Genomic DNA, 16,710 nt, shown 5'->3' with positions numbered 1-16,710 from the left:
AAGTTGACAGAACCCAAAACGATCATCTTTTTATTTTATCAATGTGTATATCTACCCGGGTAGCAACCAAAGGAATTACTCACTGACGCGCCTATGCCGGATCAGTGAAAATGTAGTCTGAGGATTACTGGATAGTTCCTATTGTATTGCTATCCGGATCTCATTCCATTCTTTTGTAAATTGACTTGAAATCTTCTGCAATTAGGTATGCAGTATTTTCAATATGTGTCATTTCAGTCATGTTTGATTTGCCTCTTGCAATTTGTCTGACTAGTGTCATACATTTGTGAATCTGGTTATGATCAAGGGCATCCTCGCCAGACATGGCATTAAAGCAATCTACAAAATCAAGGCAAAAATTCAAGACTATTAATTCCCAGTTGTTTGTATTGATTGGATATCCGATGCCTTGAGCAAATAGTCGAAATTCATTACTTCTATCAATTAGGAGCATCTTTAATGCCTGGTGAGATTTTCTCAAATCATACTTGTCTAGAGCACTTGAACCTTGCACATGTATACTTACGTGTAAATTGTATTTTAAGATGGATCTTGGTTTTGTATAATTGATAATAGAACGCGTCTATTTGGTTGGACTATGTACTGTGACTAGAATTTAATTTTATTTTGATTTGTTGCACTTTGGCAGTCTTCCATGTTCATACTGGAATGCTGTCAACTGTTTTTCTTCTTCGGCTTCTGGGAATAAAGTCTCGTGATAGCAAAATGATACGGTATTTTTGATACATGAATCTNATGCTGTCAACTGTTTTTCTTCTTCGGCCTCTGGGAATAAAGTCTCATGATAACAAAATGATACTGTACCCTTGATGCATGAATCGGTTGAATTCAGATGTTCTCTTAGTCTTTGCTGGATGTTATTGCTTGCGCCAATGTATGTGGTTTCATGTTCTGATCCAAGAAAATACACTCCTGCCTTGATTGGTGCATTGCTTATGGTTTCCTTGTTAAATGGTACCCAGTCAGAATATGACATGACGTATGTTTTCGTGCCTGACATTTAACAGGTTAGGTCAACATTTTGTATTTTGATGACAATGTCTGTCACCCTTATTAGTGTCGGACGCGATATATGACACCATGAACATATATGATAAAAAGTCAGTCCACTGTTCCCAGTGTGACAGGTTCATAGGCGAGATTGACTATGATGCAGTAGTCGTTTTACCAAAATGTGGCAAATGTGCAAATCCAATGCCAGAAGGAGATGATAAAGTGCAATACATTGTGAGTAAGTTTAACAAAAATCCAAAAAGTCTGGTACCCGTGGATTCCACTGTTGCCTAATTTTTTGTAGAAATTATAATTTTATACAGAACACAAGATCAAAAACTCAGTGAGTTTCTTTCATTTCTTTCATGAATTTTTCTCCTGCTTGTTTGAGTTCGTCAGGAGTCATGTCTTTTTTGCGAGTTGCAATAGCCCAAACATGTCCAAAGGGATCCACAATTGATCCAAATCTATCTCCCCAAAACGCATCCATTGGAGCCATTTGTGATTTTGCTCCTGCAGAAATTGCTCTGTTGAACACATCGTCTGTATTTTCAACATACAAGAAAATTCCACTACTTGCTCCTCCTACTGATTGAGGTGACATGCATCCCATTTGTGGATGTTCATCATTTAGCATAATTCTGGAATCCCCTATCTTGATTTCAGCATGCATGATACTTTTTCCATCTGGTCCTGGAAATCTATTGATCTCTTGAGCGCCAAATGCCTTTTTATAAAACTCAATTGCATTTGCAGCTCCACGCACTGTGAGAGTCGGTGTTACTGTATGATATCCTTCTGGAATGGGCTTGGTCAAGTTATGCCTTTGTGTACTATGAAGATAATTTTAACTGTTTTGACATGGAATTACTAATCATATTATATTTTCATAGAAGAAGAAAGTATCTTGAAAAAACTAGCCTTTTCAACTGGATTTACTTTGTTTTTGGCTTTAGAGTTATCATAACCCCGCCTTGACCACTTGCACTCAGAATCAATTTCAATATGCCTTGTGTTTGAACTGCTCCGCTTATCCATAGATCAATTGAAGCAATGTCATATGACTTGAACCAATCCTTGATGTCATCTATTGTTGCAACAAATTCCTTCATTGTATCTTTCTGTGGCAAAAACATATGCTGTTGTATGTCCTCACCAATTTTTGGGAAGACCAATTCGNCAACAAATTCCTTCATTGTATCTTTCTGTGGCAAAAACATCTGCTGCTGTATATCACCACTAATCTTTGGAAATACCAATTCAATTTTCTTGATTTTTTTCTTTGTCATTTTCTTAACCTATGTGTACCAAGATCTAGTGTAAAGGAATCAAATACTTCTGACTTGGCTCTCCATGATTCATGTGGTCTTGGAACTGTATAGTATGTACCGCTTAGCGAGTCTTGCGTAACCTGCATTATCAAGTAGCCGTGTTTGTTTTCGCAATAATTTTCAAGTATTGTATTGCTGTCTGGCATAGCATATGGTACCTGAAGTGGTTCTCCATTTGGTTGCTTTTGCATGTAATGAAGATGCCAATATCCTCCTGCTCCGACTACAAGATAAGGTACATCTCTGTTACCAATAGTTCTTGTAAATCTCTGGTAATTATGAACATGACCCGTAAGAACTACATCTGCAAAGCGCCCTGATTCTGAAAATGCATTATCAAATGTCTCTTCTATGACCTTGCTTCCGCTGTGATACATGTCAGCAGAATATGCAGGGTGGTGTACGGTGACAATGAGTGCCTTGTCTTTTGGGGCATTACTTAGCTCGTCTTTGAACCACTTGATCTGAGTGTCGTCAAATACTCCTCCTTCTGGCACATTAGAATATAGCCCAATTATGGTTGCAAATGGAACTTCTAGTGTAAAGTACACATTTGGCTGTGTCATAGCGGGCCTGTCTACCTCAACTGAATCAGGTACAATTATTGATTTTTTTGCACAAAAATTCCTAACAAAGGCATCAAGTGAAGGTGTTGTGTCTCCAGGTGATACATCTCCATCATGATTTCCAGGTATTGCAAATATTGGGGCCTGGTACTTGGCATATGGCTCGTAGAACTGGGGATAATACTCGCTTGCCTGACCAAAATAGTATACCACGTCTCCTAGGTGGTAGAAAAAGACTGGCTTGTCCTGGCCTGCCAGATCTGACTCCATCGCCATTTCAACAATCTGTTGAGGTATGGGATACTTGACGCCTCCAGTGTCTCCTGCAACATGGAACAAAATTTTGTTTGCATCCTTTATTTTATTGATATCATCTGAGGAAAGAATGTCCTCAAGTTTGATGTGATAAGGGGGAAGACCTGTAGGTTTAGGAAGGGGTTTGAATTTTTGATTTCCTAATGCTTTGTGCTTTGTAATTGATTGAATTGTACCGGATCCCTGTTTTGACTGCTGTGAATCCATGCGTGTATGTTTTGTAAATTTTGTATTAAGTATATTGTTTTAATTGTACGTCATAAATAAAAGAGAATTATTCTGTATTGATCTTCGCTTAAAATCTTGTGACTTTATCATACGTATGTCTTTTTTATGCGAAAAGCTAACATGATGTGAAGAAATGTTGGGCATTGTTCCACCTCATCTTTTGCGTGAAATAGTAAATCGTGGAGACGCGGGACTAAAAAAATGGGCAATTAACACAATCACTTTATCAGAACAAGTCAGAATGCAAAGACAAACCTTTGTTGATACTATGGTGTCTGTATCTGAACAAAAAGAACGAAGAATCTATGATGCAAAAAATAAGAGTACTCTTCCAGGCGTATTGGTAAGAGTAGAGGGTGGTTCTTCTGTAAATGATCCTGCAGCTGATGAAGCATATGATGGTGCAGGCTGGACATATGATCTCTATAAAAATGTCTATGGAAGAAACTCTGTTGATGATAAAGGATTAACATTGGATTCCAGTGTGCATTTTAGTGAAAAATATGACAACGCATTCTGGAATGGCGCTCAAATGGTTTACGGAGATGGCGATGGGAAAATATTCAACCGGTTTACAAAAGCAATCGATGTGATAGGTCATGAGCTTACACATGGTGTGACACAATATACTGCAAAATTAGAATACCAAGACCAGTCTGGTGCTCTAAATGAGCACATTTCAGATGTATTTGGTTCTATTGTAAAGCAGTATTCTCTCAAACAAAATGCTAAACAGGCAGACTGGCTTATAGGCCAAGGTCTCTTCACGCCCAAGATACACGGTGTAGCACTGCGTTCCATGAAGGCCCCTGGAACTGCATACGACGATCCACTGATCGGAAAAGACCCACAGCCTGCAACTATGAGTGATTACAATGATACTACGGAAGACAATGGTGGAGTCCACATAAACTCTGGAATACCAAACCATGCCTTTTACCTGATAGCAGCTGATATTGGAGGGTATTCGTGGGAAAAGTCTGGCATGATTTGGTACAAAACACTTGACTTGCTCGCAAAAAACTCTGATTTTGAAGACATGGCAGCATGTACATTTGAAGCAGCGGGAAACTTGTTTGGAAACAATAGTTCTGAGCAAGAATCTGTGAGAAAAGGCTGGAATGGCGTGGGGATAACGATAAAGAAATAATTGCCAAAGGCACGTATGTATGTGTGTGAAGATATACTTTGAGCGTACTGGAGGATTTGCGGGAATCAAAACATCTGCATCTCTTGACACCGACACATTACCACCAAATGAATCTGAGCAACTCTGTAACATGTGCGACAATATGAATTTCTTTAACCTGCCTTCCAAACTGGAATCCAAAAGCGGTGCAGCAGATCTTTTCCATTACAAGATTACGATTGAATCAAAAGATGGCAAACATACTGTTGAGACAACCGACATGTCAATGACTCCTGAATTTGAAAACTTTGTTAATTTCTTGTCTGACAAGGCACTAAAAAAATAAGATATTTCTACAATATTACAATGATGATTTAATGGAACTGTTTTATGGTTCCATCTTACATGTGATCTTTACACAATTTACTTGTATTGGCTAGGAATTTAGAGAGCTAAATAAAATATACTTGAAGCGTCAAGTTCTAAAATAATTTGTCTTTAAGAAAAATTACTTGCTACACTTCAAATAAAATTTCACAAAAAATTTGATCGCAAATCCAATTGTGTTATTTAGTAGCAATCCTACGCAACTCTTTAAACACAGCAATTTTTGTTATCTCTCATGATATCAAAACTAACAAGGGCACACTCAATTGTAAAAAAGCCGTCTATGACAATTCTTCTTGGTGGATTAAATTGAAAGTACTCATACTTGGTTTAGATGGCTATATTGGATGGTCGCTTGCGCTACGCCAACTATCTCTTGGCAATGAGGTATGTGGTATCGACAACTTTTCTCGCAGAAAATCTGTTGAGGAGATAGGCTCTTGGTCTGCAATACCAATATTGCCTATTGAAAAAAGAATAAGCATACTTCAGCAAGAATATGGAGACAAGATTAGTTTCTATGCAGGAGATCTTGTAGATTCAAACTTTGCAAGTGATGTAATTAAAAAATTCAAACCTGATGCCATAGTGCATCTTGCTGAACAGCCATCTGCACCATATAGCATGATTGATCAATCTCACACGCTTTATACTCAAAGCAACAACGTTCTTGGAACTCTGAACGTTCTATTTGCTATGCGAAACCATGCTCCAAAATCGCATCTTATCAAGCTTGGAACAATGGGCGAGTATGGTACTCCTGACTTGGAAATAACAGAGGGATTCATGGAAGTAGAGTTTAGAGGCAAAAAAGCAACTATCCCATATCCAAGATTTGCTGGAAGTTGGTATCACTGGAGCAAGGTACATGACAGCAACAATGTTGCATTTGCATGCAAATTGTGGGGTCTAAGATCTACTGATATCATGCAAGGTGTTGTCTATGGAACAAGGACAAGCCAAATTACAGACCCAAGCAAGCACACTAGGTTTGATTTTGACGAAATCTTTGGAACTGTGATAAACCGATATTGCGCACAAGCTGTGATAGGACATCCACTTACTGTATATGGGAAGGGTGGTCAAACACGTGGATTTCTTGCTCTTGAAGACTCGGTACAATGCATGTCCATTCTAATAGCGAATCCCCCTGAGACCGGAGAATATAGAGTTGTCAACCAGTTTGATCAACAGTATCAGGTAAGTGACCTAGCAGAACGAGTAAAAAGAATTGCAGATAAAAAGGGACTTGATGCACAGGTACAAAGATTTGAAAACCCTCGTGTTGAAAAAGAAGAACACTATTACAAGGCTGATCACGAACAGCTAAAAAAACTGGGCTTTAAAGCAACGCGACACATTGATGATGAAATCAACATCATGTTAGATGATCTCATAATACATGAGGATAGGATACGCGCAAAGAAAGACCAAATGACAAAGTTGGTGAAATGGCGTGATGGCTCAGACATGATAAAACAAAGAGTTGTGAATCCATTAATTCTACCTATGGACTAATTATGTGGAAACATTGGATTGTAATTTCTTTACTCTTGTCTACTGGTTTTGTTTTTGATTTACAAAATCACGCATTTGCTCAAACAAAAATGGATGCAGTACCAACACCAAACATTTTTTTTACAAATGTACATGTTGATGCAAATCCTGTACCAAACAAACCTTTCACAATATATGCTGATGTACAATCTCAAAGCATAAACTGGAGTGATCTGATTGTTTACATCACAGCACCGCAAGGAATGAGTGTAGTAAGTCCGATTGTTGCAAGTCTAGCATTTACTTCCCAGGGAAACACAGAGCGCGCATCTTGGACGCTGCTTGCAAGCGATACTGGTTCATATCCAATAACGATTTCTGCACGCTCTAATTTTCCTTCTGATGTTGAGACGTTTAATATTTCAGTTAACGTTGGGTCTCCACACAGCCTTGTACTGAGTGGAATGTCTGTCCCTGGAAGTCTCTTTGCAAATGATAATTTTACTGCGTCCATAAAACTCAAAAATTCAGGGATAGTTACTGACACTAACGTATTAGCACAGATCTTTGTGCCTGAAGGATTACAGCTTTTAGATGATGTTACCCAGTCAGTCTCTTCACTTAGTCCTGGTCAAGAAGTGACTTTGAAATGGAACCTGAAGGCAGAAAATGCAGGCTCTCACATAATTTCATTCAACTATTCATCTACAAACGCAGGCTCAAACTCTGATTCAACTGTAGTTAATGTGGGAACAAAACCTGCAGCTACTGGAGCATTATTGTCGCTTGCGGCTCAATCCACAACATTAAGGCCAAATTCAATTAATCCTATAGTTTTGGATATTGCAAACAATGGTGTACAAGATATACATAATTTGCAAATTGTCTCTGCATCAGGCGGTGGGTACATTTCTTCCAATACTCCACTTTGGGTAGGTGACTTAGTAAAAAATGACAAGAAAACATTGACACTTCAAATCAACACTTCAAATGAAACGCTGGCATTACAAATTCCAATTGTTGTAAAATATGACTCTGATGGAAATTCTTATGAAGAAACATATCAAACAGGATTACAACTTGGGAATCATCCTGATTTTAAAATAAATGCAGTAACAGTTACTCCTCCACTGTCATATGCAGGAGATATTTCTGATAAAATTGATGTTCAGATATTCAATGCTGGTCTAGAAGCAAATGATGTGTATATAACGCTGAATCTACCTAATGGGTTATCTCCGGCATGGGGCGGTGCAACGTCTGCATATTTTGGAAAACTCAGTACATTCCAAACTGCAACTGCATCGTTTTTTGTTAATGTGAATAACATGGCAGCATCTGGAGATTATCCACTTTCAGCAACTGTCAAGACTGGTGGACAAGAAACTCCATTAAATGTGAATTTCATTATTGCACCAAAAGCGCAATTTCAGTTAGTGTCTACTGATACCTCACAATTGTATCCTGGTGTAGCCAATGTACCGTTTAAGATTATGATGAAAAATGTCGGCACTAGTGCAGCTCAGACAATAACTACCACATTATTGTCGGGTAACTCTGTGCCTGGAGTAAAAAGTGACACCATAACAAGTGTTGGTAACGTAGAAAATATTGGTACAGTGTTGCCTGGCCAAACCTTTGTTACAACATTTATGGTCAATCTAGAGCCACAACTTGTACCAGGAGATCAATCCACCACTGTTGAGATAAACTGGTCACAAAACTCTACTAGTTCATCTAATGCCTTTGTACAAAATGTTATAGTTCCATATCATGTTACAGCTGGTCCGTCTTACCTGCTCTATTATGATGGCATTCCAATTACATACGTAATTGTTTTGTTGTCTGCAGCAATTGGATTAGGTGTTTTTGTCAAGAAAAGAAAAGAACGACTCAAAATGATTGAGATGTCTTCACTTCGTGACATTCCAAGGACTGGAGATTTAGAATTTTCTGAGAATACGATGCTGGAAGACATCAGTGCTGAAAAGAAAAATGAAAAAAGACGCAATACGCCAAAGATCATCTCAGAAGAACCGCGTAAAGATATTGATGATGGTGATGGCAGATGATCAAATCTTATGTAAAATATACTAGTCGCATACTGCGTTATTTTCCAATTCGTTTCAGTATTGCGGGGATATTTTTTTCTTGTCTTTTGTTGGGTAATCCATATGCTCAAACACTAGAGACTCAGGTTTTGTCAACATTGCTTAATCTTATCCACGTGTCTGCATATGTAGATGGTAATCTGGTTGTTACGGGGAACATATATTCACCAATAAAATTTTCTACACCAATTCAGACACAAACATTATTTTTGATCTTTTTTCTTTCGCTTGCTACATGTACGAGATCTACTTTTGAAACTAGAATGAAGATTCTTTTCTATGGACTTTTATGTTTTGGCGCATTTCTTGTGACACAATTTTCAATAATCATTCTTCTACTTGCCCTTAACTTTACATCTAACATGGCATTTTTGCAAGCAAGCACGATTCTTACTGGAATAGTAGGCAGTCTGTTCATAGAATTATCACTTTTCTCTACCATTAAACTACCGGAAAGAACAAAAATCACCGCATCAATAAACAGAAGCTACATTGATGAATATCTTATTCTGATAACTCTGTTGTCTGGGGCATCATTATTAGTATATTTTATAATCAATGTCTTGAATCTACAAAACAATTCTCCAGTCACAGCATATCTTGCATTAAACTTGTCTACTATATTGTTTTTCAGATATTATCTGGCATATTTTATTTATGAACTAAAGACTCCTGGTTGGGTGAAATCTCATACACTACACCGTAACATAGATTCTGATAAAACATGTCTATCATTTCTCTTACCTTCGTACAATGAAGAAAAACACATCCAAAGATGTATTGAAAGCATTGACAAGGCTGCAGAAAAATATCATGGTAGTACAGAAATAATTGTAGTTAACGATGGCTCCACTGATGCCACAAGGAAAATAGCGTCTGCGGCAATACTTAATCTGAAAAATGCGAGTGGCAAAGTCTACAACATTCCAAACTCAGGAAAGGGGGTTGCACTTCAATATGGATTGAATAGAGTTTCAGGAGACGTTATCTTTAGAATAGATACAGACTCGTTCATCGATGAAAGTGCCATACCCAGAGTCATGAACCACTTTAAAGATCCGCTTGTAGGCTCTGTGTCTGGTATGATATTGCCACTGGAAGAGAAAAGTTGGATCCAAAAGATCTGGATTCTGCATTATGCGTTGCTTACATTTTACAAAAGAGGATGGGAATTGATTGATTCAGTACTTGTTCAGCCTGGCGCCTTTTCCGTCTTTAGAAAAGATGCTCTGATACAAGTTGGGGGATGGGCAGACGATATACTAGGAGAAGATAGCGATATTGCTGTTAAGCTTGCTAGATGCGGATACCGTAATGAGTATGAGCAGCACGCAGTCGTATTCTCAGACATTCCGTCAAATCTGAGAGATCTAAGAGAACAACGTCTCAGGTGGAGTATGTCTTTCTATCATGCGCGTTCTGCACATTTGGATGTAATCAAAGATTTCAATGGACCAATATCTGTGATGTACTCACTAAATATAGTGGAGCATGGCTTGGGGTACGCTAATGCTTTGTTCTTGCCGTTTCTAATTGCTACATTTCTTACAGGATACAACAGCTCTGTTCTGGCTCTTACATCACTTGTGGGAATATCAGTTGGATTACTTGCAATTGAATTGATAATCTATGGACTACAAAGTATTGTCTATGTTTATTTTCTCTACAAATTCAAAAAATTGTATATCATCAAATATATTCCAATGATGCGCTTGTACAGTTTTATCTATTCGATATTTATCGAAACTGAAGGAATAGAAATTCTTTTGTCTGTTACATCAAAATGGAAAACACAACACACAAAGGAATTGACCACTTCTTTACGACGAAAGATCAAGGAAGGAGCCGGTTCTGTATGACATCCAATGGAATATCTCGTAAACTAACTCCTGTGAAACTCTTGATGATATTTGGAATTGTTGTTTTATTGATATTTGGTTTACAAATTACAAATAAACCAATTACATTAAATACAAAACTCAATACTGCTGCAACTGATGTTAATCACACATCAAATGTAAAACCCAGCATGTCGTTAATTAGTGCTAATTACATATCACACGCAAAACCTGATACAAATCTGACTAGTGTTGACCCTGTTTCAAATGCAAAATCAAACACTCATCTGGCATTTTTCCTTCGCATATACGGTCAATATTATATTGATAATCTCAGTGTTTTTGAAAAAAATCTAGAAAATGGAGACTATCTACTCATACGTGGTAATCCATCAGAAGCACTTACGGTTATTCAAAAAGTTGAACAGTCTAGGCCATTATTTGATTCGGGAGTTCATGTAAATTCTGCTATTTTCTACTATGCGATAAGTGATATAGTTACAACTGTGCCAAAACTGCCTCGTGGTATAGATTTTGTTGTTTATGATTATGAGAAAGGTGATAATTATTCACCAGAGTTTACAACAAACGAGTCAAAATCCATTGAATATTTTGATCAAGCAAGATCTGCAGTGATGCAATATAACAAGAATACAGGTAGTAATGCAAAACTGATGGTTACACTGCCTTATGGGGAGCTGCACTCTGATAATTGGGATTGGAGGTTAGCAGCAAAACACATGGATGTGATAGATATGCAGATACAGGCATTTTTACAAAACCATTCCATGATGCAAAGTTACATCTCACATACATATGATAACGGAACAGGAAACAAACCTTTGATTTTTGCTCAATTATCAATATCACAAGTGAGGGGAACAGTTCAAGAAAATGTAAACGCAATAAATGCAATAAAAAATTCTCAAGTGAATGCTTTTCTAATATGGTATCAGGCTATTCAAACTTCAGATCTTGAACAATTCTTTAGTCTATTGCATAGATAAGTTGGTGTCTTTTCAATAGTTTAACGTGATAAGATAGACTGCGGTGTTGTTATTGTACAATTATGGTAATGGGGTAACGTTCGCATTCTTATTGTCTAGTGATTTTTCTTACATGCTAGTAAAAAGCCTTAAAAGTGGTTACACACAAAATGAAGAAAGGCTATGACATTAGCCTTGGAATAAACTCCTAAACCGCCCAAGAAAGGTGCTGATAATGTCTACCTAATGGAAATTAGATGGGTAGACAAATGAAAACAAAAATCACAAAAAGAAAAACTTGGTCAGGGGATGACAATATCATACTCTGTAATAAATTTCAAATTAATTTATCCAATGGTGATACAATGAATGGAAACAGAGTGAAATGAAACTATTAGAAATTATTTTTCTTGCAGTGGGAGGACTGGGAGGAGTATTTCTGAGATATGGCATGACAAAATCACAGCTAGTGCTTGGTGCGCTTCCTGTCAATGTCTTGATTGTAAACGTTGTTGGAAGTTTCATCCTTGGAGTCTTTGCAATACTCTCACAGCAATGGAGTCTTGACCAAAAATATGCAATGTTAATTGCAATAGGATTTTGTGGGGGGCTTACAACCATGTCTTCTTTTGCATTAGACTCCGCAAATCTAATAGATGGCAAGCAATATTCTCTAGTGGCGATTAATGTGATTGCAAATGTTGGACTGTCACTTGGTGCAATATTTGGAGGGAGGGCGTTAACAAGCGTGATACTTGGAGCATTGNTTGCAAATGTTGGACTGTCACTTGGTGCAATATTTGGAGGAAGGGCATTGACAAGTGTGATACTTGGAGGGTTGAGATGAGACTTAATGCATTGTGGAGAGGAAACTAATGCCTGTCTACTACTGTCTTGACTGTAAAAAAGTCATATTCAGCAAGGGCCGAGATTATGGACCAATCTGTCCTGCATGCAAACAAAAAAGAAAAGAATCTAAATAATATTGTCTACTGTTTGTTTTCTACCACTAGCAATGTGTTCTGGTCCTTCCATGTTATCTTGTCCAGATCATCATAATGGTTCAAAATGTTTTGTACAAACTTGTGTAATGCTTCTTTGAATTCTTGTTTTTTGTAAAACTTGAAAGTCGAATAGTGGTGGTTTTTTACCTGTTCTACTAGTTTCTCTAGTGGATACACTCTGTAATGCTCAAAGAACTTGACAGAGTCGATGTTCAAGTTTGGGTCCTTTTCAAATGCTGACTTTAGCTCATCAAGTTCGTACAATCTATCTTCTTTTTTGTTAAATGATGGAAAATGCATTCCCCAGATAGTCTTGGCGTTTTGCTCTCGTAATCTGGTGTATACGAAGAGCTTACCGTTGTTTTTGAGCACTCGTGAAGACTCTCTTAAAAAGTCTGGTAGTGAAAAGTGGTGTATTGCGTTAAACGACATGACACAGTCAAGCGAGTCTGTCTGTAACGGTATCTTGTGTGAATCACTTCGTATCGGAGTAAAATTTGTGATACTATTTTTTGCAAAGTGCTCCCTTAGGTACCTTAGCATCTCTCTGTTGTTGTCAAGACAGAAAAGATGGCATTTTTCACCCAAGTGCTGGACAAATTTCAGGCTGTATCTTCCTGCTCCGCACCCAATGTCTGCAGCATGTACCTTTGGAAGGTCTTGCAGCTTGTTTGTGATAAACAATATGGGCCCAAGATCTGTTGTTCGTAACTGGCGATACTGTGGAGCAATGTGTAGAAAATGATCATGCATTTTATTTAGAACTGAATTTTTCTTACTTGATTTTGTTCCCATTAATTATTTGGGATTTTATAATTTTAAAGTGTTGCCCAAAAGAAATAAAAATCATGAAATTCTGAAAAATAAATTTTGAATATATTACGATAATTGTTATCTTATTATTGAAATGGGGCAATACTATTCTATGGAATGTCCAAAATGCGGCTCGCCAATGGATAAATCCATCAAAGAATCAAAGACAGTCTACACATGTTTTTGCTGCAATAATAAAATCACCGAGTAAAACCAGTTAAATCAAAGATTGTTTAATACAATGCAATGAAGTTTGACGAGTTTTGGGGTATGATGGGACAAAATCTTGCCGAGCCAAAGCAGTTTGCAACCCAGACCAAGTCATTTTCTGCCAAATATTCTGGGGGAAGAATATTGGTCACAACAAGTGACTCCATATGGCCAATTGAGAGGTCTACCATGAGACAGATATGGACAAAGGCACTATCTATGCATGAAAAGATGCGGTTCGTTCATACAAATTACTCACATGAGAACATCCGGACATCCTCGTATATCATATCATTAATGAAGCATTTTGTTTCAGACGAGTCCAAGATGGAATGATTCCTTGATAAATATAATAGAGAAAGGCTTTGGCGGTAATACCATGGAAGAAAAAAAGAAAATGAAGTCAAACACTGAAGATGAATACAACAAGGTTTTGGCCTCTGCAGATCCTACCATAATCTCTGAAGAAGAAAAAGAGAGACTGACAAGAGAAGCAATCAAAAAATTCAAGTCACTATGAATCTAGAATGGATTGTCACAGGCATTATCTTGTTTGGTACCATGATTGCAGGCGGAATCAGTCTGTATATCAAAAGAAGAAAAGAACAGAGCGTGTCCATTGATAACTCGGATGATCTTAGAATCTAATTTTTCTATCTGAGTTCTTCTTTATTCTTGTAAGCATTCATCTTGCTGTTGAATACCTTGATGTTGTCATAGATTCCAAAAGCGAGAAATATGTACGACCACAAAAATAGAATGTCCACCGGATGTCCAGTATACATGGAATTATCAAGTGAGAAATATTGGAAACCTGTATCAGCTATTACCTCTACTAGTATGCCGACAAGCATGAGAGCCCAAAGAAAGTTGACTTGTCCTCCAAAAAATAACCTCATTCCAATGACTGCAGGTATCAGGACTATTGAATCACATACCGGATAAATGGCTCCTAGGATGATTGAAAACTGGTCCTCATCAGTACTGCCCTCAAGTGTCCAATACATGCTAGGTATGAGTACTGCAACAGCAACAAGGGATGCAAATACTATCAGTTTTTTTGTTATCATATTTTTGAAAGGTTTCAGGTATAGCATTGCAAAGATAAAGTAAGCTGGATATCCTGCAATGTAGAAAAAGTCTGCCCCTGATGGAAATGGTTTTTGGTGATAGAACAACTCTTCAACAAGCCATACCTGTTCTGCAATAAACCAGGATGCTGCAAATACTGCAAATACAATCCATGCTTTGCCATGGTCTCCAGTTTTGCCATGTTTTTTTGCTGATATTATTGCTAAAACAAGCATTGCACCAGGTATTGGTACAAAGATCCAGTTTGTAAACACAATTGCAGTCTCCTTTCCGATATATTCTGCAATTACAATTGCAAGTCCTGTAGATACTAGTGAAAAGAGCAAGAATCTCTGTGATAATATCTTTTCAAGCCTTGTCTGCATTTTACTCACTTATTTTGATGATAAAATTTGCAATATCTTCTTGCGCGCTCAACTCATCCAAGTATTTTTTGATGGATGCAATTATTGCAAGACGGCTTTGACCGTACAGTTCTTTTAATACATTTGACAAGTACTCTGGGTTTTCATAGCAATCTGACAGATAACAATTGTAATCTTTTTTGAGCTTTGCCAATACTTCATGGTATGTTGGCCTGCCAATTTCTAACAGCGTCTTTTCTATTGCCATTACCACTAGCGCCTTTCTTGCCTCTATCATGATATTTTCTCCTATCTGACACGTTATTTTGGACTGTTTGATAAATCATATCATGATATGAAGGCATTTTTCAAGTCTTACTGCGGGAAAATTATTCTATGTTCATGATAGCATAGTTGTTTAATTTATTAAAAGATAGTTAGTTGATGATAAAATCAACGTGGNTATACTGCATTTGTGTAGGAGATTACACCGGACAAACACCGCCGCCACCAAAATTCTAAACCATCTACTTTTTCATATTTTATATGTACTGGACTAATATCGTTTAAAAAATTGGTGTAGAATTCTAGTCAGTCATACACCTTTGATGGGTATTGTAATACTAGTTCAATACTCAAGGTTGAAACCATAATGGTTGACATCATGTGGATTCAAACTTTTTGCCAAGTGGGAACTAAACTAACTGATTAGTCCCCAAGTTCTGCAGTACCAAATTATTTTCCAGAAAAGGAAAACGTATAGCAAGAAATACACTGATCTAGTTAATACAATTATTAAAACAGATTTTCTCTAAGATTATTCTATAGAAATTTTAGTCAATTGGTATATAGTTTGCAAACTCAAATAATTTGAGGTATTGGTATTACGACATCAAATCCAAGAAAAATAATCGGTATTAAAAATCAGATACTTGCGGGATTATTTTCGTTTATCATATTGTCATCGCTTGGCATGTTTGCATTCGATGCATTTGCCCAGGTAGATTCAACGATCTCTACTGTTTCAAATACTGCCATTTCAACCGTAGTAACAGCTAGTAAAACCGCCAGCTCTGCTGTAACAACAGCGAACCAAAAAGCTACATCAACTATAACAACTACTGCTCCAGTAGCAATCTCACAAATAAAGAAAGCNACGATCCAAACATTACCTCTGTTACGCCAACTGCAACCTCGGCAGTAATCACAGCCAACCAAACAGGTACAACAGCAGTTATCACAGCAAACCAGACATCCTCATCAACAGTTTCTGCTTCTGGCCAGAATGCTGCATCAACTATGAATAATGTCACTCCGCAANACTAAGAATTCTGTAGCTCAAACAGGTCTGTCTGGAATAGGCCAAGTCAACCAGACAGCCATCTTGGAAATAGGTACAGCTACACCAATAACTATCTCTGAAATAACTACCGCTAACCAAACAGCTATAGCCGAAGTCAACATTGCAACTCCGACATCCATTGCAGAAATTAACACTGCCACGCTAGCATCACTTGAAGAAATGAATACTGCAACCCAAGCAGCTCTTGCAGAAATAAATTTGGCTAATCAGACAAACGATCCAAACATTACTACCGTTACACCAACTGCAACATCCGCAGTAATCATGGCTAATCAGACAGGCACAACGGCGGTTATCGCAACAAACCAAACATCATCATCAACAGTTTCTACTTCTGGTCAGAACGCAGCCTCCACTATGAATAATGCAACTCCACAAGCAATTGCAACAGTAAATACTGCTGCCCAGACTGCCAACTCTGCAGTAAGCACTGCATCTCAGACAGCAATCTCTGCAGTAAATGCAGCTGATCTTCTTCTTAC

18 protein-coding genes, 1 pseudogene and 1 riboswitch are annotated in these 16,710 nt (G+C 37.6%); of the genes and pseudogenes, 12 read left to right on the top strand and 7 right to left on the bottom strand.

The annotated features are described in order from the left end of the window. Window positions 1-160: 160 nt before the first annotated feature. Together DYY66_RS01670 and DYY66_RS15680 are read right to left on the bottom strand one after the other, a co-directional pair. Window positions 161-514 (bottom strand): hypothetical protein, encoded by a 354-nt coding sequence (locus DYY66_RS01670; RefSeq protein ID WP_166285651.1) that lies wholly within the window; start codon window positions 512-514, stop codon window positions 161-163. Window positions 515-756: 242 nt separating this feature from the next. Further along, a partial coding sequence (locus DYY66_RS15680) for a GIY-YIG nuclease family protein (RefSeq protein ID WP_394352540.1) occupies window positions 757-997 on the bottom strand: 241 nt, incomplete at its 3' end. A 104-nt stretch (window positions 998-1,101) separates the two neighbouring features. On the opposite strand from DYY66_RS15680, the gene DYY66_RS01660 reads away from it, so the two are divergent. Continuing rightward, window positions 1,102-1,308, top strand: coding sequence for a hypothetical protein (locus DYY66_RS01660; protein ID WP_166285655.1), 207 nt, complete (start codon window positions 1,102-1,104; stop codon window positions 1,306-1,308). Between the two features lie 46 nt (window positions 1,309-1,354). Here DYY66_RS01660 and DYY66_RS01655 read toward each other — a convergent pair whose 3' ends face one another. Together DYY66_RS01655 and DYY66_RS01645 are read right to left on the bottom strand one after the other, a co-directional pair. Next, on the bottom strand, window positions 1,355-1,831 hold the full coding sequence (locus DYY66_RS01655) for a VOC family protein (RefSeq protein ID WP_166285647.1): 477 nt from the start codon (window positions 1,829-1,831) through the stop codon (window positions 1,355-1,357). 468 nt (window positions 1,832-2,299) lie between these two features. Further along, window positions 2,300-3,433: a metallophosphoesterase gene (locus DYY66_RS01645; RefSeq protein WP_166285643.1), complete on the bottom strand. Its 1,134-nt coding sequence runs from the start codon at window positions 3,431-3,433 to the stop codon at window positions 2,300-2,302. A 154-nt stretch (window positions 3,434-3,587) separates the two neighbouring features. On the opposite strand from DYY66_RS01645, the gene DYY66_RS01640 reads away from it, so the two are divergent. The 7 genes and pseudogenes from DYY66_RS01640 to DYY66_RS01610 form a co-directional block, all read left to right on the top strand. After that, complete coding sequence (locus tag DYY66_RS01640; RefSeq protein WP_166285641.1) at window positions 3,588-4,604, top strand: M4 family metallopeptidase; 1,017 nt, start codon at window positions 3,588-3,590, stop codon at window positions 4,602-4,604. Between the two features lie 25 nt (window positions 4,605-4,629). Continuing rightward, on the top strand, window positions 4,630-4,929 hold the full coding sequence (locus DYY66_RS01635) for a protealysin inhibitor emfourin (RefSeq protein ID WP_166285639.1): 300 nt from the start codon (window positions 4,630-4,632) through the stop codon (window positions 4,927-4,929). A 350-nt stretch (window positions 4,930-5,279) separates the two neighbouring features. Continuing rightward, window positions 5,280-6,488, top strand: a complete 1,209-nt coding sequence (gene agl3, locus DYY66_RS01630) for a UDP-sulfoquinovose synthase (RefSeq protein ID WP_166285637.1) — start codon at window positions 5,280-5,282, stop codon at window positions 6,486-6,488. Window positions 6,489-6,490: 2 nt separating this feature from the next. Further along, a complete protein-coding gene (locus DYY66_RS01625; protein WP_166285635.1) occupies window positions 6,491-8,539 on the top strand; it encodes a hypothetical protein in 2,049 nt (682 codons plus the stop codon). Window positions 8,540-8,886: 347 nt separating this feature from the next. Beyond that, window positions 8,887-10,437, top strand: coding sequence for a glycosyltransferase family 2 protein (locus DYY66_RS01620; RefSeq protein WP_166285633.1), 1,551 nt, complete (start codon window positions 8,887-8,889; stop codon window positions 10,435-10,437). Continuing rightward, window positions 10,434-11,423 carry a hypothetical protein gene (locus tag DYY66_RS01615; protein WP_166285631.1) on the top strand — a complete coding sequence of 330 codons (990 nt, stop codon included), beginning with the start codon at window positions 10,434-10,436 and terminating at the stop codon, window positions 11,421-11,423. The genes DYY66_RS01620 and DYY66_RS01615 overlap by 4 nt, the downstream gene beginning before the upstream one ends. 149 nt (window positions 11,424-11,572) lie before the next feature. After that, window positions 11,573-11,651, top strand: a riboswitch (Fluoride riboswitch). A gap of 136 nt (window positions 11,652-11,787) precedes the next feature. After that, window positions 11,788-12,168, top strand: a pseudogene (locus tag DYY66_RS01610) (fluoride efflux transporter FluC); the annotation flags it as partial. Between the two features lie 223 nt (window positions 12,169-12,391). Here the strand turns inward: DYY66_RS01610 and DYY66_RS01605 are convergent. Further along, a complete protein-coding gene (locus DYY66_RS01605) occupies window positions 12,392-13,201 on the bottom strand; it encodes a class I SAM-dependent methyltransferase (protein WP_166285629.1) in 810 nt (269 codons plus the stop codon). Between the two features lie 264 nt (window positions 13,202-13,465). On the opposite strand from DYY66_RS01605, the gene DYY66_RS01600 reads away from it, so the two are divergent. The 3 genes from DYY66_RS01600 to DYY66_RS13740 are packed head-to-tail and all read left to right on the top strand — an operon-like array spanning window position 13,466 to window position 14,077. Further along, on the top strand, window positions 13,466-13,765 hold the full coding sequence (locus DYY66_RS01600; protein ID WP_166285627.1) for a hypothetical protein: 300 nt from the start codon (window positions 13,466-13,468) through the stop codon (window positions 13,763-13,765). Between the two features lie 4 nt (window positions 13,766-13,769). After that, the gene (locus DYY66_RS01595) at window positions 13,770-13,949 is read left to right on the top strand and encodes a hypothetical protein (protein WP_166285617.1); all 180 of its coding nucleotides are present in this window, start codon (window positions 13,770-13,772) and stop codon (window positions 13,947-13,949) included. After that, window positions 13,946-14,077, top strand: a complete 132-nt coding sequence (locus DYY66_RS13740; RefSeq protein ID WP_255495978.1) for a hypothetical protein — start codon at window positions 13,946-13,948, stop codon at window positions 14,075-14,077. The genes DYY66_RS01595 and DYY66_RS13740 overlap by 4 nt, the downstream gene beginning before the upstream one ends. Window positions 14,078-14,082: 5 nt before the next feature. Here the strand turns inward: DYY66_RS13740 and DYY66_RS01590 are convergent, their stop codons facing one another. Then, window positions 14,083-14,895, bottom strand: a complete 813-nt coding sequence (locus DYY66_RS01590) for a hypothetical protein (RefSeq protein WP_166285625.1) — start codon at window positions 14,893-14,895, stop codon at window positions 14,083-14,085. After that, window positions 14,888-15,163, bottom strand: coding sequence for a NitrOD5 domain-containing protein (locus tag DYY66_RS01585; protein ID WP_166285623.1), 276 nt, complete (start codon window positions 15,161-15,163; stop codon window positions 14,888-14,890). Before DYY66_RS01585 ends, DYY66_RS01590 begins: the two co-directional genes overlap by 8 nt. 1,023 nt (window positions 15,164-16,186) lie before the next feature. Between DYY66_RS01585 and DYY66_RS01575 the strand changes: the two genes are divergently transcribed. After that, window positions 16,187-16,710: hypothetical protein (locus tag DYY66_RS01575; RefSeq protein WP_218583564.1), on the top strand; the 524-nt coding region annotated here is incomplete at both ends.

Source organism: Candidatus Nitrosotalea sp. FS, assembly GCF_011319475.1.
Classification (GTDB): domain Archaea; phylum Thermoproteota; class Nitrososphaeria; order Nitrososphaerales; family Nitrosopumilaceae; genus Nitrosotalea.
The sequence above is the reverse complement of the archived record's forward strand: the minus strand, read 5'-3'. Positions and strand labels throughout refer to the sequence as shown.